24 protein-coding genes are annotated in these 26,460 nt (G+C 59.2%); 11 read left to right on the forward strand and 13 right to left on the reverse strand.

Annotated features, from left to right (window positions below):
* Positions 1 to 8: 8 nt before the first annotated feature.
* From ACP7BS_RS07570 to ACP7BS_RS07580, 3 genes are all read right to left on the reverse strand, one after another.
* A complete protein-coding gene (locus ACP7BS_RS07570) occupies positions 9 to 1,313 on the reverse strand; it encodes an O-antigen ligase family protein (RefSeq protein ID WP_426237321.1) in 1,305 nt (434 codons plus the stop codon).
* A gap of 10 nt (positions 1,314 to 1,323) precedes the next feature.
* Positions 1,324 to 2,598, reverse strand: coding sequence for a polysaccharide biosynthesis/export family protein (locus ACP7BS_RS07575; protein WP_426229130.1), 1,275 nt, complete (start codon positions 2,596 to 2,598; stop codon positions 1,324 to 1,326).
* A 76-nt stretch (positions 2,599 to 2,674) separates the two neighbouring features.
* Positions 2,675 to 3,355 carry a sugar transferase gene (locus ACP7BS_RS07580; RefSeq protein WP_426229131.1) on the reverse strand — a complete coding sequence of 227 codons (681 nt, stop codon included), beginning with the start codon at positions 3,353 to 3,355 and terminating at the stop codon, positions 2,675 to 2,677.
* An 804-nt stretch (positions 3,356 to 4,159) separates the two neighbouring features.
* On the opposite strand from ACP7BS_RS07580, the gene ACP7BS_RS07585 reads away from it, so the two are divergent.
* Positions 4,160 to 4,447 carry an exopolysaccharide production repressor protein gene (locus ACP7BS_RS07585; protein ID WP_426229132.1) on the forward strand — a complete coding sequence of 96 codons (288 nt, stop codon included), beginning with the start codon at positions 4,160 to 4,162 and terminating at the stop codon, positions 4,445 to 4,447.
* Positions 4,448 to 4,611: 164 nt separating this feature from the next.
* Positions 4,612 to 5,625, forward strand: a complete 1,014-nt coding sequence (locus ACP7BS_RS07590) for a glycosyltransferase family 2 protein (RefSeq protein ID WP_426237323.1) — start codon at positions 4,612 to 4,614, stop codon at positions 5,623 to 5,625.
* A gap of 36 nt (positions 5,626 to 5,661) precedes the next feature.
* Here ACP7BS_RS07590 and ACP7BS_RS07595 read toward each other — a convergent pair whose 3' ends face one another.
* Together ACP7BS_RS07595 and ACP7BS_RS07600 are read right to left on the reverse strand one after the other, a co-directional pair.
* Entirely contained in the window at positions 5,662 to 6,612 is a 951-nt protein-coding gene (locus ACP7BS_RS07595) for a polysaccharide pyruvyl transferase family protein (RefSeq protein WP_426237325.1), read from the reverse strand.
* A 103-nt stretch (positions 6,613 to 6,715) separates the two neighbouring features.
* A complete protein-coding gene (locus ACP7BS_RS07600) occupies positions 6,716 to 7,675 on the reverse strand; it encodes a glycosyltransferase family 2 protein (protein ID WP_426237327.1) in 960 nt (319 codons plus the stop codon).
* A 121-nt stretch (positions 7,676 to 7,796) separates the two neighbouring features.
* On the opposite strand from ACP7BS_RS07600, the gene ACP7BS_RS07605 reads away from it, so the two are divergent.
* From ACP7BS_RS07605 to ACP7BS_RS07645, 9 genes are all read left to right on the forward strand, one after another.
* A complete protein-coding gene (locus tag ACP7BS_RS07605; protein ID WP_426237329.1) occupies positions 7,797 to 9,254 on the forward strand; it encodes a lipopolysaccharide biosynthesis protein in 1,458 nt (485 codons plus the stop codon).
* A 464-nt stretch (positions 9,255 to 9,718) separates the two neighbouring features.
* Positions 9,719 to 10,831, forward strand: a complete 1,113-nt coding sequence (locus ACP7BS_RS07610) for an acyltransferase family protein (protein WP_426237331.1) — start codon at positions 9,719 to 9,721, stop codon at positions 10,829 to 10,831.
* Entirely contained in the window at positions 10,828 to 11,610 is a 783-nt protein-coding gene (locus ACP7BS_RS07615; RefSeq protein WP_426237333.1) for a glycoside hydrolase family 16 protein, read from the forward strand. The genes ACP7BS_RS07610 and ACP7BS_RS07615 overlap by 4 nt, the downstream gene beginning before the upstream one ends.
* An 88-nt stretch (positions 11,611 to 11,698) precedes the next feature.
* Positions 11,699 to 12,898 (forward strand): glycosyl transferase family 1, encoded by a 1,200-nt coding sequence (locus ACP7BS_RS07620; protein ID WP_426237335.1) that lies wholly within the window; start codon positions 11,699 to 11,701, stop codon positions 12,896 to 12,898.
* The gene (locus ACP7BS_RS07625) at positions 12,895 to 13,893 is read left to right on the forward strand and encodes a glycosyltransferase family 2 protein (RefSeq protein ID WP_426237337.1); all 999 of its coding nucleotides are present in this window, start codon (positions 12,895 to 12,897) and stop codon (positions 13,891 to 13,893) included. The genes ACP7BS_RS07620 and ACP7BS_RS07625 overlap by 4 nt, the downstream gene beginning before the upstream one ends.
* A complete protein-coding gene (locus ACP7BS_RS07630; RefSeq protein ID WP_426237339.1) occupies positions 13,890 to 14,825 on the forward strand; it encodes a glycosyltransferase in 936 nt (311 codons plus the stop codon). The genes ACP7BS_RS07625 and ACP7BS_RS07630 overlap by 4 nt, the downstream gene beginning before the upstream one ends.
* Positions 14,825 to 15,844: a glycosyltransferase family 2 protein gene (locus ACP7BS_RS07635; RefSeq protein ID WP_426237341.1), complete on the forward strand. Its 1,020-nt coding sequence runs from the start codon at positions 14,825 to 14,827 to the stop codon at positions 15,842 to 15,844. Before ACP7BS_RS07630 ends, ACP7BS_RS07635 begins: the two co-directional genes overlap by 1 nt.
* A 4-nt stretch (positions 15,845 to 15,848) precedes the next feature.
* Complete coding sequence (locus ACP7BS_RS07640) at positions 15,849 to 16,754, forward strand: UTP--glucose-1-phosphate uridylyltransferase (RefSeq protein WP_426229143.1); 906 nt, start codon at positions 15,849 to 15,851, stop codon at positions 16,752 to 16,754.
* A gap of 107 nt (positions 16,755 to 16,861) precedes the next feature.
* The gene (locus tag ACP7BS_RS07645) at positions 16,862 to 19,204 is read left to right on the forward strand and encodes a polysaccharide biosynthesis tyrosine autokinase (RefSeq protein WP_426237343.1); all 2,343 of its coding nucleotides are present in this window, start codon (positions 16,862 to 16,864) and stop codon (positions 19,202 to 19,204) included.
* A gap of 8 nt (positions 19,205 to 19,212) precedes the next feature.
* On the opposite strand, the gene ACP7BS_RS07650 is transcribed toward ACP7BS_RS07645, so the two are convergent.
* The 8 genes from ACP7BS_RS07650 to ACP7BS_RS07685 form a co-directional block, all read right to left on the reverse strand.
* Positions 19,213 to 19,437, reverse strand: coding sequence for a hypothetical protein (locus ACP7BS_RS07650; RefSeq protein WP_426237345.1), 225 nt, complete (start codon positions 19,435 to 19,437; stop codon positions 19,213 to 19,215).
* Positions 19,438 to 19,559: 122 nt separating this feature from the next.
* Positions 19,560 to 20,306 (reverse strand): 2OG-Fe(II) oxygenase, encoded by a 747-nt coding sequence (locus ACP7BS_RS07655; protein ID WP_426237346.1) that lies wholly within the window; start codon positions 20,304 to 20,306, stop codon positions 19,560 to 19,562.
* 123 nt (positions 20,307 to 20,429) lie between these two features.
* Positions 20,430 to 21,419: a beta-ketoacyl-ACP synthase III gene (locus tag ACP7BS_RS07660; RefSeq protein WP_426237348.1), complete on the reverse strand. Its 990-nt coding sequence runs from the start codon at positions 21,417 to 21,419 to the stop codon at positions 20,430 to 20,432.
* Positions 21,416 to 22,681, reverse strand: a complete 1,266-nt coding sequence (locus ACP7BS_RS07665) for an adenosylmethionine--8-amino-7-oxononanoate transaminase (RefSeq protein WP_426237350.1) — start codon at positions 22,679 to 22,681, stop codon at positions 21,416 to 21,418. The genes ACP7BS_RS07660 and ACP7BS_RS07665 overlap by 4 nt, the downstream gene beginning before the upstream one ends.
* Positions 22,678 to 23,313: a dethiobiotin synthase gene (gene bioD, locus ACP7BS_RS07670; RefSeq protein WP_426237352.1), complete on the reverse strand. Its 636-nt coding sequence runs from the start codon at positions 23,311 to 23,313 to the stop codon at positions 22,678 to 22,680. Before bioD ends, ACP7BS_RS07665 begins: the two co-directional genes overlap by 4 nt.
* Entirely contained in the window at positions 23,310 to 24,455 is a 1,146-nt protein-coding gene (locus tag ACP7BS_RS07675) for an 8-amino-7-oxononanoate synthase (protein WP_426237354.1), read from the reverse strand. Before ACP7BS_RS07675 ends, bioD begins: the two co-directional genes overlap by 4 nt.
* Positions 24,452 to 25,426 carry a biotin synthase BioB gene (gene bioB / locus ACP7BS_RS07680; RefSeq protein ID WP_426237480.1) on the reverse strand — a complete coding sequence of 325 codons (975 nt, stop codon included), beginning with the start codon at positions 25,424 to 25,426 and terminating at the stop codon, positions 24,452 to 24,454. Before bioB ends, ACP7BS_RS07675 begins: the two co-directional genes overlap by 4 nt.
* Before the next feature lie 233 nt (positions 25,427 to 25,659).
* The gene (locus ACP7BS_RS07685; RefSeq protein WP_426123840.1) at positions 25,660 to 26,328 is read right to left on the reverse strand and encodes a GntR family transcriptional regulator; all 669 of its coding nucleotides are present in this window, start codon (positions 26,326 to 26,328) and stop codon (positions 25,660 to 25,662) included.
* Positions 26,329 to 26,460 lie beyond the last annotated feature (132 nt).

The raw sequence follows: 26,460 nt of genomic DNA on the forward strand, positions 1-26,460 counted from the left end.
ACGTCTGCCTACCTGTATAGATAGGCGTTATCGGGGCCAAGCGGATGCGCCATCGACTGCGCTGCGTCACCGGTAAACGCCGGGGATCGCAACGGCTCGCTTTGCGGCGCCGGCATAGTCAATTTTCCAGCGGCGATATAGAGCAGGAACGAGCCGATCTGATAGGGAAAAATGACGTCGATTTCTGCGAAAGAGCGCACGAACAACAAGGCTGAAATTCCAAACAGCACCAACGGTTCGAAACCCCTTCTCTCCGCCAGTACCCTTTTGAGGTGACCGAACAGGCCTGCAAGAAACAGCGTGGTCAAAAGAAGCAGCCCTATCCCACCGGTTTCCACCATCGTTTCGATATAGGTATTGTGGAAATGAAAACCGCCGCGGGAGCCGATGAAGAATTCTTCCCACAACCGCTCCGGTTCGGAAAAACCCTGCACCCAGTAGGCCTGGTAGCCGATACCGATCACCGGAGATGCACGTGCGGCCTCGATTCCCTGTTGCCACAGATACGTCCGGCCTGTGAGGGTCGAATCCTTGCCGAAAGCCCCGAGAACGCTGTCGATAGCGCCACCGTAGATAGCCCCGATCACGGTTATGGTGCCGAAGATAGTGGCGGCGATGAACAGCAGCTTGCGACTTTTGGGCGGCAGCAGGGAAAACACCTGCATACCGACGGTGATCCCAAGGACAGCGACGGTCGTGAGAACCGAAGTCGCGGACTGGGATGCATAGAGACAATAGGCTGCAAGAAGGCCGATCACCCCGCACACGGGAAGCCAGAACCCACGCTGCTTCAAAAGGACGACTGCGGAAAAACAGAAGAAGACGGCAAGCGATGCATAAAAGCCAAGCTGGTTCTTGGAATCGAAAGCCCCGACGAAACTGATCGTCCCATCCAGCGGATCGAAATGATAAACGCCGAACAGCAGAGAATAGAGCAACACGACGCCGGCACCTGCGACCGAGCCCAGCGTCAACGTTTTCACATCCAGCGCCCGCATGGCAATCAACGCGCAAATGACATGGGAAAGATATTGAATTCCCGCCCTTGTCGTGGTGCCCGGCGCTGCAGACCAGAAGACGGAGATCAGCGCAAAAACCGAAAAAGCAAAAATCCAGAGGTATTTTTTGTAGTTTCCAAGCACCCGGCGGTAATCAATCAGCACCAGAGGCAGCCAGACGGCATAATAGAGCAGGATCGACACCTGGCCGAACCGTCCGGAATAGGCGAAGACGAAATAGGAGACCACGAGGGCGAAAACCCCGTAAACGAGATTTTCGCCCGGCATTACCAGACTGGCCTTGGCGATCTTCATCCGCCCAGCCTCACTGCGTGTTGAGCGTGGGTTCGACCTTCACGACGTCGCCGGGCTGTATCGGGGTTCCTTCGTCCGCAGCGATCGTCGTGGACTTTCCGTCCTTCTGGCGGATGATGGAATAGTTGATATCGATGGTTCTGCCCGGCTTCGGGGTCAACGAGGCATCCGCCGATTGGACCAGCGCTTCCGTCATCAGGTCGCGGCTGGTGATCAGCTTCAAGGAGAGCGTATCCAGCTCGGCTTCGGTGTTCTGCAGTTCCTGGGCAAGCTGCGCGTCCCAGTCGTTGCGCAGGTTGGTTTCGTCCTGGCTGGCCTTGCTGACATCCTGCTTGGCCTTCAGCGAAGCGGTATCGATATCGAGCAGTGCGGCCTGCAGATCGGCGGCCCGCTGCTCGACGGCCAGCTTACGGGCGCTGAGTGCCAACCCCTTTTCCGCCAGAACATCGACGCGGCCCTTGTCCTCGATGACGAGGTCCAGCTGCCGCTTCTGCGTCACCGACTTCTTGCCGAGCGCTTCGATTTCGCTTTGCAGAAGCGATTTGAGTTCGGCCAGCGCGATCAACTGCAGCTTCTGCCGCTTGTCCCGGGAGACCATCAGCGCCTTTTCGCTTTCAAGAAGACCGGGGGCATCTGCGACGCCCTTCAACTCGGCGGGCATGACAATATCAGTCTTCTCGGCAATCTCTGCCTGCAACCGTGCGCGGCGAACCAGAAGCCGGTTTCGCTCGGTGATCTGCACCGACGATTCTCCATGCGCATTGATGAAATCCCGTGCAAAGCGTTGGCCGTTTTCGGCACGGCGCAGACCGCCGCCCAGGCTGACAGCTTTCAGCACCGTCATATCCGGTGCGAAGGGAAATTCGCCGGGCGTCTGGACCTCGCCGGCAAGGTAGATTGGCCGGTATTGCGCAAGTTCGACGGACGCAGAGGGGCGATCGGGCAGGCCGAACAGCTTCTGCAACTGAATACCGACTTCATCGGCAATCTCCGACGTGGTCTTGCCCGATGCGGGCACAGTTCCGAGGAAAGGCAGGGAAATGCCGCCGGATGCGCCGACGGTATAGTCGCCACTGATAGCAGACCAGTCCCGGACGGTTCCTTCCGCCGTCTGCCATTCCGCAACGCGTATTCTCAGCTTGTCCATGGCGCCCAGTGTGTAATCACCGGCAAATGCTGCATGGATCCCCGAGACGCTGATGGCGATGGCGAGCGCGGAAAGACGCGCAGCACCCCGGACTTTTCGGCCGAGGGCTGGAAGTCCCTTGTAAAGACTTCTGTTCATGAAATTTCCTAACTTAACAAACAAAGCCGATCCCGGCGCTATGACGGAAGCGGCGTATTCACGCTGATGACTGTGATCAGTAACTGCCCCGGGACAGGCAGACAGCAGGAATTGTCTTGGCAACGATGACCACATCGTTGAGCAGCGACCAATTGGTCACGTAATGCGTATCGTAGGCGATACGTGCGGCATAGGAGACGTCATTGCGGCCACTTACCTGCCACAGCCCTGTCAGACCGGGACGGGACTTCAGATAAAAGACGGCAGAATGCTCATAAAGCTCCAGCTCGTCTTCGACCACGGGACGTGGACCCACGACACTCATTTCACCACGGATGATGTTGAGCAGCTGCGGTAGTTCATCAAGGCTCAATTTGCGCAGCACATTGCCTACGGCCGTGACGCGTGGATCGTCCTGGAGCTTGCGGGTCGCCTGCCATTCCTCGTAAGCCTTGGGATTTTTCCGCAGATGGTCCTGCAAAATCTTATCGGCATCCGGCGCCATTGTCCGGAACTTGAGGCAATGGAAGAAACGGCCATTATGACCAACGCGGCGGTGCCCATAAAACACCTTTCCGCCATCGGAAAACTTGACCAGCGCCATCAGCAGCAGAAAGAGCGGGCTGAAGACAATGAGCGCCAAGGACGCGGCGAAGATATCAAAACCCCTTTTGGATATTCCCCCTATCGGCCGGTGTCCCCCGGATTCGATGGTAGTAAAATACGGCGAACTTGCCGATCGAGTCGCAGACTTCATGGGAGAAAACTCCATTCGGGTTGGCGATTGGTCGGGTTCCCAGAGGGTACTGGGATCAATTACAGATGAGAGTGTAGAGGGAGATTTAGATTTTTAAAGGCAACTTTTGCCCCATTGCTGCCATTCGAGGCAAATGCGTCCAAGTTAAAAATTAAATGCACCCGGCAGTCTGCGTTCATCAAGCGATAAATGACGATTTTTGGAAATAGAAAATCTTAAAAACTGAAATCTTTGCTGAGAAATACGAGTTATTTCACCGAATTAACCAAATTATAAACATAAGCGATGCGAATTCGATATTTAAGAAATCTTGTTTTAGTCGAAAACTACTAAAAATATTGTCTTCCCGGTAAAAATATTGCAATGCAGCATTCCTTTTGCACTGCACCTCAATCTATTAGTATATTCTAATTTTGTAACAAAAGTTGATCAGCGAAAGAAGCTTCTCCACCACCTGTGGATCGATCACCGGAGGAATACGCCTTCTGCTTGCATCAGTAGGGCGATGCATCCCTAAATGTGGCCAAAACCGGTTGGCGCTTCGTGCCGCATCACAATCTGGCGCTAATCGGCGAAATTGGCACGACTTTCCGTCAAAAATCTTGCCGTTGTTGCGCAATCGACAGATGATTTTAAATGCAGGCTAAGAATTCGTGCCGTAAATAACGCAAATGTAATGAAATAGAATGCTTATGCGCGATTGAAACCGCAGTGGGTCTTCGATATGTTAATAATCGCCTAAGAGGATAAGGTGGATTTTTCAATGATGTCTGCATATCAAGACAGAATATTGAGGACGTTCTGATGTTAGCACCGCGTGTTTTCATCAGCATGATCGGAGCGCTGAGCGTTTTTGCCATCGTGACCTTCTTCCTGACGGGCTCTGCCTGGACGACAGCCTGGCAGACACTGGTCTGCGCGGTGCTTGTACAGGCCGGATATTTTATCGCCGTGCTGTTTCTGGTGGCCAAGGAAGGCCGCGACCGCCGCAACGCGGCGCAACGTCAGTCGCCGATAACTGCATCGGCTGGTGACGACAAGGAGCCGAAAACGATCCGCGTGTCGAACAATCCAGGCCACTTCAATTCCTGAAGCGTGTGTCTGAGCCGCCATCGCGATAGACGGCTCTCGTCGATCCCGAACACCCTTCGCAAACGCACAATACCGGTTGATCACTTCGCATCTGCAATATCGCGCCTTGCCGCCCGTCCAAAGCCGACTTAGGTTCGGCGCGACAGCGATGAAGGAATGCGATTATGAAACCGAATGCAGACGTCTGCGTCATCATCGCCGCGAAGAACGCGGCCGAAACGATCGGGCAGGCCATCATCTCGGCACTGAGAGAGCCTGAAACCGCCGAGGTTATCGTCGTCGATGACGGATCGAGCGATGGCACCAGCGAAGTCTCCCAGAAGTCTGACGATGGCAGCGGGCGGCTGACAATTGCGCGGTTCGAGGTCAACAGAGGCCCGGCTGCGGCCCGCAACCACGCCATTGCAATATCCAGCGCGCCGGTACTGGCGGTGCTCGACGCCGATGATTTCTTTTTTCCCGGCAGGTTGAGCAATCTCCTGTCGCAGACGGACTGGGATTTCATCGCCGACAATATCGCTTTCGTCGATGCAGAGACGGCCGGAGAGGCGCATCTTGCCCTCACGGCGTTTCCGGCGGCCCCGCGTATTCTCACCCTCGGCGAATTCATCGCGGGTAATATTTCCAAGCGCGGTGTCCGGCGTGGAGAGATCGGGTTTCTGAAACCGTTGATGCGGCGCGACTTTCTCGATGCCCACCGCCTGCGCTATCAGGAAAGCCTGCGGCTGGGCGAAGACTACGATCTTTATGCCCGCGCGCTGACCAAGGACGCACGCTACAAGATCATCCACAGCTGCGGCTATGGTGCCGTCGTCCGCGGCGATTCCCTCAGCAGCAGTCACCGCACCGTCGATCTGAAGAAGCTTTATGAGGCCGACAGGGCAATTCTTGCGCAGACGGACCTGTCACCACAATCAAGGGCGTTGATTGCTCAGCACGAACATCACATTCGCTGGCGATACGAGCTTCGGGAATTCCTCGACATCAAGCGGCAATCCGGCGCGAAAGCCGCGCTGTTTCACGCGCTTGGCAACCCAGCCGCCATTCCGGCCATCGCCTGCGGGATCTTCGCCGACAAGACGGAACGCTTCCGCCGGCAGCCAGATACGGCACCGGTCGCGCTCGGCGGATCAGGGGGCTTGCGTTATCTCCTGCAGCCGCCATCAGCTTCCCAATAGGGCAGGCTTGATGGCGGACCATGAGGCGATGGTGGTTTAGAAATAGTCGCGGCGCACTCCAGCGATAACCTCGAGAAACCGCTCCTTGCACTCTGCCAAGGCATGATCTGCGCTCAGTTGCGGCGTAACGCGGGCTGCTTGCCAAAGAGACAGGGCCGAAGGGGCCGCCAGTAGTTGTTTGGCGGCAACCCGCAACGAGGTCTGCTTGCGCGCGCGGGCGGCGACTATGACACTTTCGTCGATCTGACGCTTGTTCGGATCATCGAGTGCCGGCTGATGCGCGTCGAAATCGACGCCCCAGAACTTCGCACCCTTGATAATGGCCTCCGCCCGGCTGGAAACAGGCACATGGCGCGGACGGTAGACAACGCCGACGGTGTGGGCCCAATCGTTCCACTTGAAACTGTTAATGGCGTTGGAGGTCGTCACGGCCACCCACGGAACGCGAAAAGCATCGGCGAGGATGGCACCATGCATCGATTCGGCGATGACCACTTCCGACTGGGCGATTTCGCGAATGACATCCTTCGCGTCACCGCGCGGATCGATGTAATGCAGACCGACTGTCTGGCAGATAACCGGCCACAGGCCGGCAATTGCCGATTCCCAATGAGGGACGAAGCTTTTCTTGTACTTCTTCGGCAGACCTTTGAACTCTGGCATTTCGGCAACCATGACCGCCGGGTCGATGATGCCGAGCTTTGGATCGATACCGACTTTCTGTGCCGTCAACGGGCCGCGAACGCAGCGGATATCCCATTCCTGGCTGTTGCTCATATCGGGCAAGGTGCCGTAACCAAAACCGCTGCCGAGCACCAGCTTGTGCCGGCCTTCCGGCAGGAGCGCCCGGTTCAGCACCGTCCCGACCCCGACCAGAAGCGTTTCTGGACGAACATCGCGGAATCCCGGGATCAGAAAATCCCAGAGCCACAGATTGAGATCGTCGCCGAAATTTCCGTGTTCGGATTCCCAATAATAAGGGTCCATGACCATCTCCTACATGCGTTGCGCAAGGAACTGCTCGCGCGTGACATGCCATGGCAATCACGCGCATCAATGAGGGCAGCAAAAAATGCTGCACCTGCGAAGGCTACCGTGATAACTTGCCGACGGCAAGCTGAAGCGCGCTTTGCAACAGCTTCGGATCACGCCACACCCAGCGGGCCAACAGATTGAACTGCGGCATCTTCCGCCGCTTGATCAGCCGGGCCTGGCTCCAGAGAGCCTGTCGGCGCGCAGTGTGTTTGTAGGAATGGATCGAAGCGATTTCCGCCGGCTTGCGGGAAAAGCGTCCTTCCAATGTGTCGAGCGCAACCCAGGTGTTGAACTGCTGAGACAGGAACTGCGGAGAATCGCTATCGATGCTGTGGAAGATGTTGACCCCCTCGCCCCGTATAGCCCCGGACTCGTTGCACAGGACGATTCGATCGGCTGCAATGGCGCAATCGCAAAAGAACAATACGTCCTCTGCCGCCAGCCGAAGCTCTGCTTCGAAGCGCACGGCCTCAAACAGTTTTCGCCCGATCACCATGCAGGACAGATGCAGGAAGCTCCAGTTGCGCAACATGACCTGCGAAAACTCCGGTACTTCCAGAACCAGCGGCGTCTCGGAAAGCCGCGTGACTTTTTCGGTCTTTTCCAGTTCGGCCATATCGAAATGATAGTAGAAGGCATCGCCGCCGGTAATGGATGCCCAATAGCAGTCGGCTCCAAAGCGGGTCATCGTCTGCTGAGCATTTTGAAGATGGTCTGGTGTCCACAGATCGTCAGAATCCAGGAAGGCAACAAAATCGGTTTCCGCTGTGACGTTGTTGAGGCCCGTGTTGCGCGCGCCGCCGGGGCCGGCATTGGCCTGCTTGATGACGCGGATGCGCGCCTGCTGCTCGACGTTCAGCGTTTCCAGATCGGTTTCGATCGGAAAAGGCGACTGGTCATCGACAATGATGACATCGAAATCCTGGTAGGTCTGCGCAAAGACGGAGCCCAAGGCCCGGCTCAGAATTCCTGCCTGTTTCTGGTAGTACGGAATAACAACTGTAAACTTCGCCATCTTTTTGCCCCTGCGGTTTTCCTAGAAGGTGCTTCCTGGTTCCTCCATCAGGTTGCGACTGCGTTATCGAGCGCGTCTCCTTTGTCCTTGATCCTCCCCATCGCCACACAGGATTTACGCCATGCCTCCTACAGTTAACGTCAAATCCGTCACAAGCAATGTCGGTTGGAGCATCTTATCCAAGACAAGTACATTCGGGCTTAAGTTTGTCACGGTGCCGATTTTAGCCCGGATCCTGACACCGGAAGAGTTCGGCGCGGTCGCCGTGGCGCTCACGGTGGTGCAGTTTCTGGCCATGATCGGCGGGGCCGGATTGACCTCGGCACTGGTGATCCAGCGCGAGGAGGAGATGGAAACAGTCCATTCCGTCTTCTGGGCCAACCTTGCCATTTCCTGTCTCATGGCGCTCGGTCTTTTCATCTGGGCGGATTTCTTTGCAGCCCTTCTCGGCGCGCCGGAAGCCGCCTACCTGTTGAAGATCATGAGCTTCCTCATTCCTATCCAGCTTGGAGGCGACGTCGCCTATTCGCTGCTCGCACGGCGGATGAACTTCAGCAAGGACGCGGTCTGGAGCATGATTTCCGAATCGCTCGGCGCCATCGTCGCCGTCGTGCTGGCGCTTTTCGGATGGGGTGTCTGGGCACTGATGGCCCAGCTCTTCGTCTCGGCGCTGGTGCGTCTCTGCGGCCTCTATGCGGTCTCGCACTACATGCCGCGTTTCGTCTTTCATCCCAAGCGGGTTATCGGCTTGAGCCGCTTCAGCCTGGGCATGATGGGCTCGGAAGTCGCAAATTTCATCACCTTCCAATCACCGATGGTGATCATCTCGCGTTATCTCGGCCTTGCCGATGCCGGCGCCTATTCGGCTGCCAATCGCTTTGCCAGCATTCCCAATCAGGTCGTGCTTTCCGCCGTCATGGGGGTGCTGTTCCCGGCCTTCAGCGGCATGATGGATGACAAGGCCCGCCGTTCGCAGGCGCTGATGTTCAGCACGCAGGTGACCACGGTGCTGCTGGCGCCGATGATGTTCGGCCTCTGGGCGCTGGCGGAACCGGCGATGCGCGTGCTGTTCGGCCCGCAATGGGCCTATGCCTGGCCGGTGCTCGGATTGCTGGCGCTGTCCAAGGGCATCCTCACGCCGTGCAGCACTTTCATTCCCTATCTCAAAGGCGTCGGCCATGGCCGGGCGCTGTTCTGGTCCGCCATCATTCGCGCCATCGTCACCTGCGCGGCCGTTGCCTATGGGGCAAGCACGGGCAAGCTCATCGATGCGATGATCTGGCTCTGCATCGTCAATGCCGCAACGTTGATCGGTTACTCATGGGCGGTCTTCAAGGCGGATGGAACACCGTTCTTCAAGGGTCTGTATATCAGCAGCCGCCCCATGCTGATGGCGCTGGTGATGGCGCTTGCGGTTCGGTATCTGCTCAACACCTTCGGTTCCCTGGTGCCGAACCCGATCCTGCAGATCCTCGCCGGCGCTGCGATCGGCGGCCTGATCTACGTCCTGTTCGTCCTGCTGTCGGAACGCCCACTTTTGGCGAAAATCTATCAGCTCGTCAAAAACAGGCGGTCTTGAGGCCAGGCCAAAAACTCCGGCGGGTACCGTTGCGAAACACGCCGGACGGGTTGCAGGAGCGCCTTATTTCGGAACAGGCGTGCCGACTTGAGAAGCATTTCACAAACCTTGACGTGTGGAATTGCCCGTTTTCGAAACTAATTTCTCACTCCGGCCAATTCCGCGAAGCACATTACATCAGAAACTCCTGATATTCAGCAACATACTAACCTCACGCATTTTTCCAGGCTTCCAGATATAATATTGGCATTTTTTTCATCCGATTTCTGCCCTCCAAAACCGCGTGCATTGCAGCATCGGCATGACTTTTTCTGCTGCAGTGCCATATTTTTCGCGACACGCTGCCCTATCTTCGAGATGCAGGTTGAAGTCTGCTCTGGTTGAAACGCCGCTTTGGGGGGAGCGGCACAACAGGGGATGTCGCCTTGGTTATCGACGCGAATATATCATCGCGGATCAATCTGATGCGCATCTTGCTCATCTCGGGAATTGTCTTCGTACATGTCCCCTTTGATCCGCAGACCAGCCCGTTCCTCGGTGCCAATGGCTTCGTCGATTGGGTCAGGGTCTTTCTCGGCGACAGCCTGTTCAGGGTTGGCGTGCCCTGCCTGAGCGCGATTTCCGGCTACCTGATGTTTCGCCGCGGGCTCGACGCCTTCGACTACGGCAAGACGGTCCGTTCCAAGGCGCGCACGGTTCTGCTGCCATTCCTGATCTGGAACCTGTCCTTTCTGGCGCTCGTTGTGCTTGGACAGAAGGGCGGTATCGGCTTTGGTTATCTCCCCGATGCGATCAACGCGGCGCCGCGCGATTTGGCGACGCTGACCTTCGCGATCGAGGGCCTGCCGATCAATGTTCCGCTCTACTTCCTGCGGGATCTGCTTCTGTGCATCCTGCTTGCGCCCGTTCTCGCCATCCTGATCAAGCGCTATCCGCTGACGATGCTGGCAATCTTCTTCGCCTACGCCGTGTTGCCGATCCCGAGCGGCATCTTCCTGAAGAAGTCCATCCTGTTCGGCTTCAGCTGCGGCATCTACGCCAGTCTTCACCACATCAACATCCGGACACTCGATCGGCATGCCGCATTGATATCCGCGCTGTTTCTGACGGCAGCCGTGATTCTGGCGACTGCACTCTATTGGACAGGGCCGGACTATCCGGTGTGGATCGATATGCTGCGCAGCCTGACGGCGATCTGCGGCATCGTCGGCTCCTGGGCAATCTCGGCGATCCTTATCCGCTCACGGCTCGGCGAGCGGCTTTCCGGGTCGGAAGGTCTGAGCTTCTGGATTTTCTGCGCCCATTACCCGTTACTCATCGCATTCTGGATGCTTTGGAACCGCGCGGCACATCCTGGTCTCTACCCGCTATTCTACTTCGCAACGCCCATTCTGGCCCTGCTGATTTTGGTCGCCTCTCACCACGTGGCGAAGCGCCTGATACCCAGGTTGCATGCCGTTCTAACCGGCAGCCGCGCGGGCCGTTCCACCGCTGCAGCAAAGCGCATGACGGAAAACGGAGCAAACCAGCCAAGCTTGCCCGACACCTCTTCTCCAAAGGAAAAAGCGATACGATGACCCGATCGATCTCAAAAATGCTTATCGTCCTTTCGGCGTTTTCCGCCGCCATTCCAGCATCCGCCTTCGCCCAGGGCGCCAAGACCGGCACATCCTTCGTCGAGAATTTCGACACTGTCGATAGGAAGATCTGGTACGTTTCGGACGGTTGGGACAATGGCGCACATCAGAACTGCACGTGGTCGAAAGATCAGGTCGCCATTGAAAATGGTGTGCTTGAGCTCACCTTCGAGCAGCGCAAGGCCGGCAAGCGCGACTATGCCTGCGGCGAGATCCAGACCAACAAGCGCTACAGTTACGGCACCTATGAAGCGCGGATCAAAACAGCCGAAGGCTCAGGGCTGAACTCGGCTTTCTTTACCTATATCGGACCGACCGACAAAAAGCCGCATGACGAGATCGACTTCGAAGTGCTGGGCAAGGATTCCGGCAAGGTTCAGGTCAACCAGTATATTTCGGCCAAGGGCGGCAACGAGAAGCTGGTCGATGTCACAGGCGGCGCCAATGCCGATTTCAACGACTACGCCTTCGTCTGGGAAAAAGACCGGCTGCGCTACTACCTGAACGGCAAGCTGGTGCAGGAGGTCACGGATCCCACGAAGATCCCGGTCAACGAACAGAAAATTTTCTTCAGCCTCTGGGGAACGGATACCTTGAGCGACTGGATGGGCAAATTTGACTATAAAGGCCCGGCAAAGATGCAGGTTGACCGCGTGGCTTACACCGCTCCCGGCGAAAAGTGCCTCTTTCCCGAATCCCTCACCTGCATGCTCGATTGATGCCTATTAGCATCCGCAACATGAATGTTGCGGTGCACAAAAAACTGAACTAAGCTCGGCGCTGGCTGAGCGGGGAACGGGAAGTTTCATGCTGGATATACTATACCTGGCACATGATGTGGCAGACCCGGCGATCAGGCGTAGAACCCTGACGCTTGAGGCAGGCGGTGCGAACGTGACGGTGGCGGGCTTCCGGCGCGGCGCGGCTACGCCTGCCGCCGATGGTGTCATCGAACTCGGCGTCACCAAGGATGGGCGGTTTGGTCAGCGGGTCGCTGCGGTTGCCAAGGCGGCAATGCTTCTGCGTCACAAGCTGAGCGGGGCTAAAAGGCCCGGTGTCATCATTGCCCGCAATCTCGAAATGCTTGCGCTTGCCAATCGGGCAAACGCCATTTTCGGCGGCAATGTTCCAATCGTCTACGAATGCCTGGACATTCACCGTCTTCTGCTACGCAAGGATTTTGCCTGCCGGATGTTGCGCGCTGCCGAACATTATCTCGGGCGGAATGTCAGCCTCCTGATTACCAGTTCACCCGCCTTCATCGAAAATTATTTCCGGCCGGTCTCGCGTCTCAAAGCGCCGATCATGCTGCTGGAAAACCAAGTGATCGAGCTTGAAGAAACCGTTGGCATGCAGACGGCGCGCCCGCGTCCACCACAGCCCGGCGAACCCTGGAAGATCGGCTGGTTCGGTGCCTTGCGCTGCCGCAAATCGCTAAAGCTGCTTGCAGAGTTCACCCGCGCCATGGATGGAAAGTTCGAAGTCGTATTGCGCGGACGTCCGGCCTATTCGGAGTTCGATGATTTCGACGGTTTCGTCGAGAACGAACCCTTCATGCACTTTCACGGCGCCTACCAGAATCCCGAGGATCTGGCGCGAATTTACGATGACGTCCAGTTTTCCTGGGGCATCGACTTTTTCGAGGAAGGCTTGAATTCCAGCTGGCTGCTGCCCAACCGGCTTTACGAAGGCTGCCGCTACAACGCCGTTCCAATTGCCATGCGCGGGACGGAAACGGCGCGGTTCATCAGCGCCAAGCATATCGGCCTCGTCCTCGACCGAGCCGAAAGTGCCGCACTTGCCAATCTTTTTTCCGGCATGACGCGGGAACGCTATTTCGCCGAATTCGGCAAGGTCGCAGCGACGGGATCATCGACCTGGGTCTTCGATCGGGCCGATTGCCAGCGGCTGGTCAACCGGCTTGCAGCACTGCGCGCCAGTGACGCCCAGACCGCGTCAATCCATGAGCTCTCGCAAAAACACAGCAACAAGGGTGGACTGTTATGAACGCCGATGATCTGAAGCACGGCCGCTGCCTGATTGTTATCCCCTGCCTCAACGAGGCCAAATATATCGAAGCACTGATCACCAAGCTTACCGGTGCGATGCAGGACTTGAACGCCGATCTGGTCGTGGTCGATGGCGGCAGTACCGACGGCACCCTCGACATCGTCCAGCGGATTTCGGCGGTCAATCCGAAGGTCCAGCTGCTCGGCAATCCGAAGAAGATCCAGAGCGCCGCCATCAATCTTGCCGTAGGCACGCTCGGTGCGGACTACGACTACATGATCCGCATCGATGCGCATGGCGAATATCCAGATGACTATTGCCAGCGCCTGATGGAAGACGCAGTCGCGACCGGCGCAGATTCCGTCGTCGTCGCCATGCAGACGGTCGGCTTCAGCACCTTCCAGAAGGCCACGGCCTACGCCCAGAATTCCAAGCTCGGCAATGGTGGTTCCAAGCACCGCACCGGCTCCGTCGGCCATTGGGCCGATCACGGCCATCATGCGTTGATGCGGATTGCCGCGTTCAGGGCGGTCGGCGGTTATGACGAGATGTTCAGCCATAACGAGGACGCCGAGTTCGACTACCGCCTCAACAAGGCGGGTTACCGGATCTGGATGACCGACAAGACCAGCATGATCTACCACCCGCGCAGCACTGCGAGGGCGCTTTTCCGGCAGTATTTCGGCTATGGCCGCGGCCGGGCCAAGAATTTCCTCAAGCACCGCGCCATGCCGAGCATTCGGCAGATGCTGCCGCTTGCCGTCGTTCCGGTCGCCATCGGCGCCTTGCTGGCGATCATCAGCTGGGCCGCCGTCATTCCCTTTGGCCTCTGGGCCGTGGCTTGCCTTGGCTACGGTGTGTGGATGGCACTCGGCCAAAAGAACCCATACGGCCCGCTCGCCGCCGTTTCCGCCATGGTGATGCACTTTGCCTGGTCGGCCGGCTTTTGGCGCGAGCTTCTCGACTTCCGAAACCGCCGGGTCGCCTCATGACCACAGGCATGAACCTCATCCGCATCGATATCGGCGTCTGCACCTACCGCCGCCCTGAGCTTGAACAGACGCTTGCATCTCTGGCAAGGCTGACGGTACCCGGCAATGCCGAAATCCGCATCATCGTCGCTGACAATGATGACGCTCCGAGCGCCAAAGGGCGCGTGGACGCGTTGCGCGCTTCCGTGCCGCACGAGATCGTCTATGTCCATTGCCCGTCTTCCAATATCTCGATCGCCCGCAATGCCTGCCTTGACAAGGCAGAAGGCGATTTCCTCGCCTTCATCGACGATGACGAGACGGCCAGCCAGGACTGGATCGCCAAACTGATCGAGACGGCACAGGCAACCGCTGCGGATGCGGTGCTTGGCCCGGTCAAGGCCACCTACGGCAAGGATGCGCCGGGCTGGATGCGAAGGGGCGACTTTCATTCGACATTCCCGGTCTGGGTCGGCGAGCAGATCATTACCGGCTACACCTGCAATGTCCTTTTGCGCCTTGCGGCACCGTCGCTTTCCGGGCGCCGCTTCAACCTGGCGCTCGGCCGCAGCGGCGGCGAGGATACGGAGTTCTTTACCCATATGCACCGGATGGGCGGCAAGATTGCCTATGCACCGGCGGCCTGGGTTGAGGAACCTGTGCCAGCCAAGCGCGCCGCTTTCTCCTGGCTCGCCAAGCGAAAATTCCGCTTCGGCCAGACCCATGGCCGGCTGATCGATGCCGGAACCGGTGCGGCGGGCAAAATCCGTGCGCTTGCGCTTGCTGCAACCAAAAGCGGCTTTTGCGCGCTGGCCGGCGTCATCCTGTTTTTCTCACCTGTTCACCGTAACCGCTACGCCCTGCGTGCTTCGATGCATGCGGGGGTCGTCGTGGGGCTTCTCGGCGTCAGGGAAATCGAGCAATACGGCGCAGCCGAGGCGAGGCCGTCCTGATGGAACAGCATCGTCCCGACGCCACATTCATCGTCGCCGCCTTCAAGGCCGCAGAAACGATCGAGCGCGCCATCGACAGCGCGCTGGCGCAAACCGGCGTCAGCGTCGAGGTTGTCGTGATCGATGATTGTTCGCCGGATGACACGGCGGAAATCGTCGATGCCTATACCGATCCGCGTGTCAGGCTGATCCGGCTCGACAAGAACCGTGGTCCCGGCGGCGCCCGCAATGCAGGCCTTGCCACCGCAGGCGGGGACTGGATCGTCATCCTGGATTCCGACGATGCGGTGTCGCCGGATCGCACCGCCCGCATGATCGCTCGGGCCAAGGCCACCAAGGCTCAGATCGTCGTCGACAATGTCGATGTGGTTCCGCTGGACGGCCAGATCAAGCGGATGTTTCAGGAGACCCAGCTTTCCGCACTGGAAACACTGACACTTCCGGCCTTCATCGGCTCGAACGTGCTGTTTCAGGCAGAGCACAATTACGGCTACATGAAGCCGATCTTCGAGCGCCGGTTCATCGAGGAGCACGGCCTGCGCTTCGACGAGAGCCTGCCGATCGGCGAGGATTATCTGCTTCTGGCATCGGCGCTGGCCAAGGGCGGCCGCTGCGCCGTCGAGCCCATTGCCGGCTACACCTATTATATCCGCAGCGGGTCGATCTCGCGGGTGCTGAAACTGCATCAGGTGGATGCGATGCTCGCCGCCGATGCCACGTTTCTCAGAAACCACCGGCTGGATGAGGCTTCAATGCTGGCGCAGGACCGGCGTCACCGTAGTATCGAAGACGCGCGGTCCTTCATCATCCTGGTCGATCAGATCAAGGCAGGTTCCCTTTCCGGCGCGGTCAAAACCGCGTGGAGAAATCCGGCGGCAGTCCGGCATCTGCGGATGCCCATTGCCGTCAGGCTGCGGCGCCTGATGGCGCCGTTCACTGCAATTCGCCCTTTCGGTCCCCCGCCGAAAACGATGAATAGAACCACCCCGGGCAACAGCCCGCACAAGAACAAAGGATAGTTCAATGGCTCCTATCAGACCCGTTCGCAAAGCCGTTATTCCCGTCGCCGGAAACGGCACGCGGTTTCTCCCCGCAACCAAGGTGATGCCGAAGGAAATGCTGACCATCGTCGATCGTCCTGTCGTGCAATATGCCGTCGAGGAAGCCATGCAGGCCGGCATCGAGCACATCGTGTTCGTCACCGGCCGCAACAAGCAGGCTATCGAGGACCATTTTGACGACGTGCCGGAGCTGATCTCGTCGCTGACGCGCTCGGGCAAGGATGCGCAGCTGTCCGAACTGGCGCGCATGCTGCCGACGGCCGGCTCCGTCAGCTTCACCCGCCAACAGGCGCCGCTTGGTCTTGGCCACGCGGTCTGGTGCGCCCGCGACCTGATCGGCGATGAGCCGTTCGCGCTGCTTTTGCCGGATATGATTTCTTACGGTGCGCGCGGCTGCATGGCCGGGCTGATGGACCTCTACAACGATGTCGGCGGCAATGTCGTCGCCGTCGAGCAGTGCGCTCTCGAGGACACGTCGAAATACGGCATCGTCGGCATGGGCGAGAAAACCCGGCATGGGTTTGAGGTGACGCAGATGGTCGAAAAGCCGCCGGTTGCCGAGGCGCCGTCCACCTACTATCTCAACGGCCGCTACATCTTGCAGCCGGAGATCTTCTCGATCCTTGCGCATCAGCAACGCGGCGCCGGCAACGAGATCCAGCTGACCGACGGCATGCTGCGGCTGTCGGCAGAGCAATCGTTCCACGCCCATCCTTATGAAGGCCGGACCTTCGATTGCGGCTCCAAGCAGGGCTTCATCGAAGCGAACGTCGCCTTCGCACTGGCGCGGGCCGATATCGGCAATCTCGTGTTCGAATCCGTTCGCGAGATGGTCCTGTCCCACGAGCAGGCGATGCGGGCTGCCTGAAAATACCGATTTTTCAGTGGCTTGGTGCTGTTGGAAAATCTGGTCTCACCCCTGCCGCGTTTTGGGGTGAGAACCGACCATGAAATGTACCGGAGACCAGACGGCCCATGAATCAAAGACCTCTTCCGTTGAACACCGTTCCATCGCTGCGAAGCGATGAATCAGACTCGTTCATCGATCTGAACCGGCTGACCGCAATCGCGTTTCGCCGTTCAAGGGTCGTGGCCGCCTGCGTCATCCTCTGCTTCCTTGTCGGCTCCCTCTATCTGCTGTTTGCGACACCGATCTACACGTCACAGACACAGATTCTGCTCGACGATAACCTGTCGAAATATGCTGAGGAAACTCCCTCGCCGCAGAACGCGCAGCTGGCCGACACGCAGCTTTCCAGCGCGGTCGAAATCCTGAAGTCAGGCGAACTGGCACTGCGCGTCACCGATGCCGAAAACCTTGGAGACAACGATACGGTTCTCAATCCACCACAGTCGCTGATGTCGACGGTGAAATCGGCAATCAAATCCATCACCGGTATCTTTGGTTCGCAGCCCAAGATTTCCGAAGCGGCGGCCCGCAACGGCAACCGGGAGACGGCAGCGGCCTATATCCAGCAGGCGCTGACGGTCGAGCGGGTCTCGCGAAGCTCGGTTGTCGCGCTGTCCTACAAGTCAACCGATCCGAAGCTTGCCGCCACCATTACCCGCGCCTATGCCAATGCCTATCTCACGGACCAGTTGAACGCGAATTTCGATGCCACCGAACGCGCGTCCGTCTGGCTGCAGGAACGGCTGACAGACCTTGGACAGCGCGCCCAGACAGCGTCCCTGGAGGCGGAAAAATTCAAGGCGGAAAACGGCCTCACCTCGACGCGCGGCGAACTGATGTCGGAACAGCAGCTGTCCGATCTCAACAGCCAGTTGATTGTGGCGCAGGCAGACAGCGCCAGCGCGTCCGCACGCTATAACCAGTACCAATCGATCATCGACCAGGGCGCAGAAAATGCGGTGAACAACGCAACGATCTCCTCAAGCCAGACCGACAATTCGGTCATTCAGGATTTGCGGACGCGCTATCTTGCCGTCAGCAAGCGCGAGCAGGCCGTTAGCCAGAATTTCGGCGCCGATCACCCCCAGGCCGTCAGCCTGCGGGCCGAAAAGACCGAACTTGCAGGCCAGATTTTCCGGGAGCTGCAGCAAATCACCGGCAGCTACCGCAACGAATTCGAAGTCGCCAAATCCCGCGAGGCATCGCTGCGCAAGAGCATCGAAGGTGTGGTCGGCAGCAACTCGCAAGCCAACCGATCGCTGGTTCAGTTGCGCGGACTGGAACAACGGGCGACCGCACTGAAGACGCTCTACGAATCCTATCTCGGCCGTTTCGAGGAAGCGGCTCAGCAACGCTCATTCCCGATCGCAAAGGCCCGCATCATCTCCGATGCCGGTGTGCCCACCGCGCCATCGAGCCCGAAACGGACGATGGTTCTTGCACTTTCCATCGTGCTGGGCTTCATGCTGGGTGCTGTCATTGCCGGCTTGCAGGAGTTTCGCGAACGGTTCTTCCGGCTGGAGGAAGACATCCGCTCGGTGCTCGGGCACAAATCGCTGGGCTACCTGCCGCTCGTCGGCAAGAAAACCGTCAGCATGTGGAGCAAGACGCGGGAGCGCTTTGCCAAGCCCGAAGTGGACAAAGCCGACATGCCGGCCGATGCCGACATGCCGCTGACCCGGATGACGAGGATTGCTGTCGATGCGCCGCGATCGGCATTTGCGGAAACGCTGCGCAATGCCAAGCTTGCCAGCGACGTTATCCTGCAGGGCCGCCCCAATCGCGTCATCGGGGTCGTCTCGGCGCTACCCGGCGAAGGCAAATCCACCATCGCGGCGAATTTTGCCGGGCTGCTTGCTGCCAGCGGCAAACGTACGCTGCTGATCGACGCCGACATCCGCAACCCGGCGATCAGCCGGATGATTTCGCCGGCACCGAAAACGGGATTGGTGGAAGCAGTGCTCGGTGAAGAAGAATGGACCGTGGGTCTGAGGGTCGATCCGCAAACCCGGCTTGCGATCCTGCCGATCGCGCCTCGCGAGCATCTCTACCATACCAACGAACTGCTGGCCTCGCAGGGCATGGAAACCTTGATCGCCAACGCCCGCAAAAACTTCGACTATATCATTGTCGATCTTGCGCCGCTGGCGCCGGTTATCGATGCCAAAGCTTTTTCGCCCTTTGCCGACGGGTTCCTGATGGTCATCGAATGGGGCAAGACCCCGGCCCGGTTGGTTCGCGACGTTCTGCATTCCGATCCACAATTCAACGCCAAGATTCTCGGCGTCATGCTCAACAAGACCGATATGGACGAGCTGGGAAAATACAGCGACTTCGGCGGAGCGGAAAAATATCGCAAGAACTACGAAAGCTACTATATCGAACAACCGCTAAAGGCCGCACGCTGAGGTATCCCTCAGCGCAGGCCGGACTGACGCAGATCATCCAGGCGCAACACTGCCACGAGCGCCATCAGAAAGACTAGAACGGCGATCACGGCGGCACAGAAGGCGTAGACGATCAGGTATTCCAGCAGGCAGGGTAGAAATAACAGTGCCCGGATGACCACCGGCCGCGACCGTGCCCAACCGCCCATGCCGTTTCTCATGTAATTTTCGAAACGATGCGTGACGCTCGACATGGCTGATCGCTCCATCAATCTTTAAACAAAATTTACCAAAGATGATGGGGCCGCGCAACTGATGCTTCGCCCTTAAACTGCGTGGAGCCGGTGCTTCTCCGCGTTTTGCCGTGCATGCAGCCTTATCTGGCATCGTGGAAAATGATCCCGGCCGTGTGGCGCATGCCGGAGCGAATGCGGCTGACGCCGTGGCGCAGATTGACCCGGTAATTGCCCTTGTTTCCCTGGACCGGCCGATTGTGAACCGCAAATGCAACGGCATCGCCCTGGCGCAACGGCACGACCTCGACCCGGCTCTGCATGCGCGGCCGTTGTTCCGTCAGGACGAATTCGCCCCCGGTAAAATCCTCTCCCGGCTGCGAGAGAAGGATCGCCACCTGGATCGGGAAGGCGAGATCGCCGTAGAGGTCCTGATGCAGGCAATTGAAGTCGCCGGGCACATATTGCAGCATGAGCGGCGTCGGCCGGTTCTGACCGGCATCGTGACACCGCTTCAGGAACGCGGAATGTTCGGCCGGATAACGGTCATCCATGCCCATGCACTCGTTCCACCCGGTGGCGACATCCGAAAGACGCGGATAGAGCGCGGTGCGCAAATGCCCGATGAGGTCCGGCAGCGGATATTTGAAATAGCGATATTCGCCCTTGCCGAAACCATGGCGGGCCATGTGGATATGGCTGCGGAAGTGGTGTTCGGCAGAATAGAGCCCGGCAAGCTCGCGGCATTCCTCGGGCGACAACAGTCTGTCGATGACGGCGCAGCCGAAGCCGTTGAGTTCTTCGCCGAGACGGGTCCAGTCGTACCGCGCGACACGCGCCTCGGCAGACAGCGCGGCAGAAACCGGCGGAGTTGTCGTATGCGCATTCATGGCGGAGCCTCCAAGATCATCGTTGCAACAGCGAAGCCTCTTGAATGACGATTTCAACGGCTGGTCGCCACCTGTTTCCTGCGCAATCGCGTTTCCGCCGCGCAGAGCCATGTAAGGAAATACTTACATTTTGATTACACAGGCCCCACCCGTCAGCCCAGCGCCTGCGGCTGTCAGCAGCAATTTCTCTCCGGGCATGAAGGGAGCGGCCTGATGGGCGAGCGACAGCGAAAGGGGAATGGTGGCAGCGGAGGAGTTTCCGTAGCCATCGATCGTGCGGACGGTTTTCCCAGGGGCGATACCGAGATCGCTGCAGACGGCATCGAAGATGCGGGCATTGGCCTGATGCGGAATGAACCGTTGTATATCCATGGCGCCGAGCCCTGCATCGTCCAGTGCCCGGCGTGCGCAATCGCTCATCATCCGGACCGCTTGCGTAAACATTTCCCGTCCGTCCCGCATCGTCATCAGGCAATCCTGTGCCGCCACGTCGGCAGCAAAGGGACGGTTGCCGCCACCGGCCGGGATCGAGATCAGGTCGTATCGGCTACCGTCCGAGGCAAGATCGACGCCCAGCAATCCTGCGTCTGCATCCTGCGAGGGCATCAGAACGACCGCGCCGGCTGCGTCGGCAAACAGCACCGAGCTTGCGCGTTCGGCAGGATTGATCCGGCGGCTGAGAATATTGGCGGCGACCACCAGCACCGGCCGGCCTTGCGTACGAACGAAACCATCGGCGAGCGTCAGCGCATAGAGGAAACCGGAACAGGCCCCGGCAAGATCGATGGCGCCGGAATTTGCCAATCCAAGGTGATGGGCGAGCAGCGGTGCCGACGGTGGCAACAGATGATCGGGCGTCGAAGTGGCAAGCAGCGTCAGTACAATGTCCCCCCGGGCGATGCCAGCGTCCTTAATGGCGGCCTCCCCTGCCCTTGCAGCTAGGCCGGACAGCGTATCGCCCGGTTCGGCCCAATAGCGCGTCCTGATCCCGGTCCGGCGTTCGATCCAGCCCGGCTCGAGACCGAGGCTATCCTCTATTTCGGCGTTTTCGACACGCCGCCCCGGCACGCTATGACCGAAGCCGGCAAGACGGGATGACCGGACGCTGCTCACAACCGGCCCGCCACAAAGCATGCAGCAGCCTCGTCGATCGCATCATAGGCCCGGTCAAGCTCTCCTGCCGTTACACAATAGGGCGGCATCAGATAGATGACGTTGCCAAGCGGCCGGATCAGCAGTTTTCGCTCGCGAAAGAAGGCCCTGAGCTTTGGACCAACCTCCGACAGATATCCTCCGGCAGGGACCGTAAGATCGAGCGCGGTGATCGTGCCGATCTGGCGGATATTGGCGAAGCGCGGATCGCCCTCAAAGCGTGCCAATCTTTCCGTCTGCATAACCTCCAGCGACTTGATGCGCTCGCGCACCGGCTCGTTTTCCCAGACAGTCAGATTGGCGACTGCGGCGGCGCAGGCAATCGGGTTGGCGGTGTAGGAACTGGAGTGAAAGAATGTCTTCCGGCGGTCGGTCGACAGATGTGCTTCGAAGATTTCGGCCGTGCAGAGGGTGGCGGCAAGCGGCAGGGCGCCGCCGGTCAAGCCCTTGGATGTGCAGAGGATATCAGGCGACACGCTTGCCTGTTCGCAGGCAAAGACACTGCCGGTGCGGCCCCAGCCGGTCATCACCTCGTCGGCGATCAGCAGGGTGCCATGCCGTTCGGCGATCCGTTTCAGCTCGGCCAAAACCGAGGCGGAATAGGTCAGCATGCCGCCAGCCCCGAGAATGAGCGGCTCGATCAGCAGCGCGGCCACGTCTCCCGTTGCACAGAAGCGCTCGAAGGCATCGAGCGTCTCCTGCTCATGGCCGAGCGCCGGAAACGGCAGGCGATCGACGCCGAACAGCATCGGCTCGTAAGCCGCGTTGAAGACGCCGCGTTCCCCCGCCGACATCGTGCCGATCGTATCGCCGTGATAGCCGTGTTCCAGAACGCAGATGCGGCGGCGCGGGCTGCCCAAATTGTGGAAGAAACCGAGGGCCATTTTCAGCGCGACCTCGACGCAGGTCGATCCGCTGTCGGAATAAAACACATGCGCAAGCCCCGGCGGGGCGATCCGCAGCAGGCCCCGCGCCAGTTCTTCCGCCGGTTCATGGGTGTATTCGGCAAAAATGATCTGGTCGTAGCATGCGCATGCGGCCTGGATGGCCGCCATGATCGCCGGATGGCGGTGGCCATGCGTGATCACCCACCAGGAGGAGATGGCATCGAGGATGCGCGATCCGCTGTCATCGATCAGGCAGGCGCCGTCGGTTTGAACGATGCGCTTCAGAGTGGGTTCCAGCGCATGCTGGGTGAAGGGGTGCCAGACAGGTGAGGTCATGCTGTCTTCTCTTCGAACGAGGAAAGAGGAAAGTTTTTCTGGAAGGCCTGACCCAGGCTTTCGGGCGTCAACGGATCGATCCGCGGCAAGCGGCCGAGAATGCGCACCTGCCCCATCGCGGCGATGATCCGCTGGGTTTCTGTCTGTTCATCGCCGATGAAGGCGACGCCGAAGACCGGAATAGAACGGTGGCGCAAAGCTTCGAGCGACAGCAATGTGTGGTTGATGGTGCCGAGCCCGGTGCGGGCGCAAAGAATGACGGGGATTTGCCAGCGCGCAAAGACATCGGCGAACACCGCCGTTTCGGTGAGCGGCACCAGCAAACCGCCAGCACCCTCGATGACCAGCGGTGCATCAGTTACCGGCGGCATCAACCGCTCGGGTTCGATCTCGACGTGATCAAGCCGGGCGGCGAGATGCGGCGAAGCCGGTGTCCGCAAGCGGTAGGCCTCTGGAACGATACGATCCGGCGGCAGACGGCCCAGCCGGTGGACGACCTGGCTGTCGGTTTCCTCGTCCAGTCCCGATTGCACCGGTTTCCAATAATAACCGCCAAGTGCCGCCGCCAGTGCCGCCGAAAACACCGTCTTGCCGATGCCGGTATCGGTGCCCGTTACCACGAAGCGCATCATGGGTTCTCCTCCGCGATAATGGCCGCCAGCCGGGTGAACATGCGGGCTATCGTCGGTTGATCAACATTCAGCGTAATGGCGATCCGCAGCCTTGCGGTGCCTTCCGGCACCGTCGGCGGGCGGATGGCGCGGATATCGAAGCCTTCTGCTCGCATCCGCGCGGCAATCCGCACAGCCCGGCCGTTATCGCCGATCAGCACCGGCAGGATCTGCGATCTGCTGCCTGCGAGGCCGAGTTTTGCGTTCAACTCGGCATTGGCGAAGCTGCACAATGCGTCGAAATCTGCACGGCGCTGCGGCTCGTCCACCAGCATGTGAAGGGATTGGCGAACCGCTGCCGCCATCAGCGGCGATGGCGCGGTCGAATAGATGAAACCCCGCGCCCGGTTGACGAGGTAGTCGCACAGCACAGCACTGGCGCCCAGCAGCGCGCCGGAAACGCCGAGCGCCTTGCCGCATGTGTGCAGCACGATGACATTGGCGCGGTTTTCGAGATCAGCGGCAAAACCGCGGCCATCTTGACCGAAAACACCGGTCGCATGCGCCTCGTCGATCACCAGGAAACCGGCGTGCTTTTCGGCAAGGGCTGCAAGCTCCGCCAGCGGTGCGCGATCGCCGTCCATCGAATAGAGACTTTCTACGGCAATCCAGGGATGGCCAGTTCCGCCGTGGCTGCGCCAATGTTCGATCGCCTGTGCGAAGGATGAGGCATCGTTGTGGGCGGCGGCCACTGCCTGCGCCTTGCCCGCCTGAATGCCCTCATGCGCACTGGCATGCACCAGCGCATCATAGACGACGAGATCGCCCCGCTGTGGCAGGGTCGAGAAAAGCGCTGTGTTCGCGGCATAGCCGCTGCCGAAATAGAGCGCACGCTCGGCTCCGAAAAAGGCCGCCGCCTCCGCCTCCAGTGCCTCATGCTCCGGGTGATTGCCGCGCAGCAGCCGCGAGCCGCCGGCACCGGCCGGCACGCCGCAATCAAGGGCTGACGCAATCGCCGCCGCCAGCCGCGCCGATCCGGCCAGCGCCAGATAATCGTTCGAACTGAAATCGGCCCCGGCCCGGTCAACCAGAATGCGCCGCCTGCCCTTGCGCTCCAGGCCCGCCAGCGTGGTTTCGTAGCGGGCAAGACCTTGAGTCATCATTGCGAAAGTCCCAGGTCCATCGGCTTCAGGCCAAGGCGGCGGAACAAGGCGGCGTCATGGTCCTCGCCCGGGTTTTCGGCTGTCAGCAGCGTGTCGCCGGCAAAGATCGAATTGGCGCCGGCGAAGAAACAGAGCGCCTGCATCTCGTCGCTCATTTGCGTGCGCCCGGCCGAGAGGCGCACATGCGCGCGCGGCATCAGGATGCGGGCAAGCGCGATGGTCCTGACGAATTCGATCGGATCGACCGGCTCGGCATTGGCAAGCCGCGAGCCGGGGATCGGGATCAGCATGTTGATCGGCACGCTTTCGGGCGGTTCCGGCAGGTTGGCGAGTGTCACCAGCATGGAGATGCGATCATCGGTCGTTTCGCCCATGCCGAGAATACCGCCGGCGCAGACCTTCATGCCGGCATCGCGGACATTGGCGAGCGTCTCCAGCCTGTCGGCGAAGGTGCGCGTGGTGATGATCTGCGGATAGAATTCTTCCGACGTATCGATGTTATGGTTGTAATAATCGAGCCCGGCTTCGGCCAGCGTGCCTGCCTGCTGCGGCGATAGCATGCCGAGCGTCATGCAGGTTTCCAGACCGAGCGCCTTGACCCCTGCCACCATGTCCACCAGCGTGTCCATGTCGCGGTCCTTGGGGCTGCGCCAGGCGGCCCCCATGCAATAGCGGCTGGCCCCTTCGGCCTTTGCCTTGCGCGCTTCAATGAGCACCTTCTCGACCATCATCAGCCTGGAGGCTTTCAGCCCCGTCGGAGAGCGTGCCGACTGGCTGCAATAGCCGCAATCCTCGGCGCATCCACCGGTTTTGATCGACAACAAACGGCTGATTTGCACAGCGTTGGGATCGAAATTTTCGCGGTGAACCGAGTGCGCCTGAAAGAGCAAATCGTTGAATGGAAAATTATAGATAATTTTTGCGTCATCGGGAGAAAAGCGAGCTATTTGGGGATCTTCCCCATAAGAAATCTCGCCTATAACGCTCTTTTCAACAGGGAAATCAGCGTGTTTTTCATCTCTCAGCATCTGGTACCCATTCGATAGATTAAAAATAATAATTATCTATAATTTATCGAAGGACAGAAAACCGCAACCGCCTTTTTGATGCAAAACGGATAAATTCACGTAATACGTGCTGTGGTAATGCTGCGGCACGCGCCGGGAGCGAGCAAAATCAGGGAAAATAAGCTGTGAAAAAATCGTCAGCCGACGATGGCAAAAGCGTCACGGGTTGCGCCGGAAGCGTTGCGGACGGGTTTTTGGCCGATCCATTGTACGTGCCGCTCAAGCACAGGCGCGGCGTTTTCGATATTGCCCTGACGCAGAAATGTCAGGATGGCGCGGTGATCGTGATCGGTGCGCACTTCCCATTCGGTTCGCCAGCTGGCGAACAGGAAACGGGCACTGGCCGCATGCAGATCGCTGATGGCGGCCAAGAGGCGCGGCATGCCGCAGGGAGTCAGAATCAGCGTGTGAAAACGGCGGTTTGCCTCCTCCCAGGAGCGGACATCATGGGAATTGTCGCCCGCAACGGTGGCCTCTTCGGCTTGATCCAGAATGGCAGCCGTCAGATGCGGCGCCGCATGCCGAAGGGCCAGAACCTCAAGGGCTGCCCGCATTTGCGCCACTTCGCGCACTTCCTTCAGATCGAAGGACGCAACCCGCACGCCCCGGCGCGGTTCGCTGACCGCAAGCCCCTGCGCTTCCAGCCGGCGGAAGGCCTCGCGCACCGGCACGTGGCTGGTTCCGAACTCCTCGGCAATATGGTCCTGGCGCAGCTTCGTGCCCGGGTCCAATTGCCCGGTGACGATCCTGTCGGCAAGGATGCGGCTGATGCGGCTGGCAATCGTGTCTTCGCTCGCTGAGGTCATGTTTTATAGATAATTTGCCGGGGCGGCGCTGTCGAGGGCGCGATTGTAATCATTGGATATCTTCACAGTCTTCCGGCGCTCAACGAGAGCCGCACGCCGGGTGCTGCGCCAAACGGCCCTTGACGCTCCGTC

Origin of the sequence: Pararhizobium sp. DWP1-1-3, from assembly GCF_049896125.1 — a bacterium.
Lineage (GTDB): Bacteria > Pseudomonadota > Alphaproteobacteria > Rhizobiales > Rhizobiaceae > Pararhizobium.

Coding starts and splice junctions, on each gene's coding strand:
- ACP7BS_RS07655 (WP_426237346.1), bottom strand. CDS start 20,306: ATGAATGCGCATACGACAACTCCGCCGGTTTCTGCCGCGCTGTCTGCC.
- ACP7BS_RS07620 (WP_426237335.1), top strand. CDS start 11,699: ATGCTGGATATACTATACCTGGCACATGATGTGGCAGACCCGGCGATC.
- ACP7BS_RS07580 (WP_426229131.1), bottom strand. CDS start 3,355: ATGAAGTCTGCGACTCGATCGGCAAGTTCGCCGTATTTTACTACCATC.
- ACP7BS_RS07675 (WP_426237354.1), bottom strand. CDS start 24,455: ATGATGACTCAAGGTCTTGCCCGCTACGAAACCACGCTGGCGGGCCTG.
- ACP7BS_RS07595 (WP_426237325.1), bottom strand. CDS start 6,612: ATGGACCCTTATTATTGGGAATCCGAACACGGAAATTTCGGCGACGAT.
- ACP7BS_RS07590 (WP_426237323.1), top strand. CDS start 4,612: ATGAAACCGAATGCAGACGTCTGCGTCATCATCGCCGCGAAGAACGCG.
- ACP7BS_RS07575 (WP_426229130.1), bottom strand. CDS start 2,598: ATGAACAGAAGTCTTTACAAGGGACTTCCAGCCCTCGGCCGAAAAGTC.
- ACP7BS_RS07640 (WP_426229143.1), top strand. CDS start 15,849: ATGGCTCCTATCAGACCCGTTCGCAAAGCCGTTATTCCCGTCGCCGGA.
- ACP7BS_RS07685 (WP_426123840.1), bottom strand. CDS start 26,328: ATGACCTCAGCGAGCGAAGACACGATTGCCAGCCGCATCAGCCGCATC.
- ACP7BS_RS07630 (WP_426237339.1), top strand. CDS start 13,890: ATGACCACAGGCATGAACCTCATCCGCATCGATATCGGCGTCTGCACC.
- ACP7BS_RS07650 (WP_426237345.1), bottom strand. CDS start 19,437: ATGTCGAGCGTCACGCATCGTTTCGAAAATTACATGAGAAACGGCATG.
- ACP7BS_RS07625 (WP_426237337.1), top strand. CDS start 12,895: ATGAACGCCGATGATCTGAAGCACGGCCGCTGCCTGATTGTTATCCCC.
- bioD (WP_426237352.1), bottom strand. CDS start 23,313: ATGATGCGCTTCGTGGTAACGGGCACCGATACCGGCATCGGCAAGACG.
- ACP7BS_RS07570 (WP_426237321.1), bottom strand. CDS start 1,313: ATGAAGATCGCCAAGGCCAGTCTGGTAATGCCGGGCGAAAATCTCGTT.
- ACP7BS_RS07600 (WP_426237327.1), bottom strand. CDS start 7,675: ATGGCGAAGTTTACAGTTGTTATTCCGTACTACCAGAAACAGGCAGGA.
- ACP7BS_RS07615 (WP_426237333.1), top strand. CDS start 10,828: ATGACCCGATCGATCTCAAAAATGCTTATCGTCCTTTCGGCGTTTTCC.
- ACP7BS_RS07645 (WP_426237343.1), top strand. CDS start 16,862: ATGAATCAAAGACCTCTTCCGTTGAACACCGTTCCATCGCTGCGAAGC.
- ACP7BS_RS07605 (WP_426237329.1), top strand. CDS start 7,797: ATGCCTCCTACAGTTAACGTCAAATCCGTCACAAGCAATGTCGGTTGG.
- ACP7BS_RS07665 (WP_426237350.1), bottom strand. CDS start 22,681: ATGACCTCACCTGTCTGGCACCCCTTCACCCAGCATGCGCTGGAACCC.
- ACP7BS_RS07610 (WP_426237331.1), top strand. CDS start 9,719: ATGCGCATCTTGCTCATCTCGGGAATTGTCTTCGTACATGTCCCCTTT.
- ACP7BS_RS07585 (WP_426229132.1), top strand. CDS start 4,160: ATGTTAGCACCGCGTGTTTTCATCAGCATGATCGGAGCGCTGAGCGTT.
- ACP7BS_RS07635 (WP_426237341.1), top strand. CDS start 14,825: ATGGAACAGCATCGTCCCGACGCCACATTCATCGTCGCCGCCTTCAAG.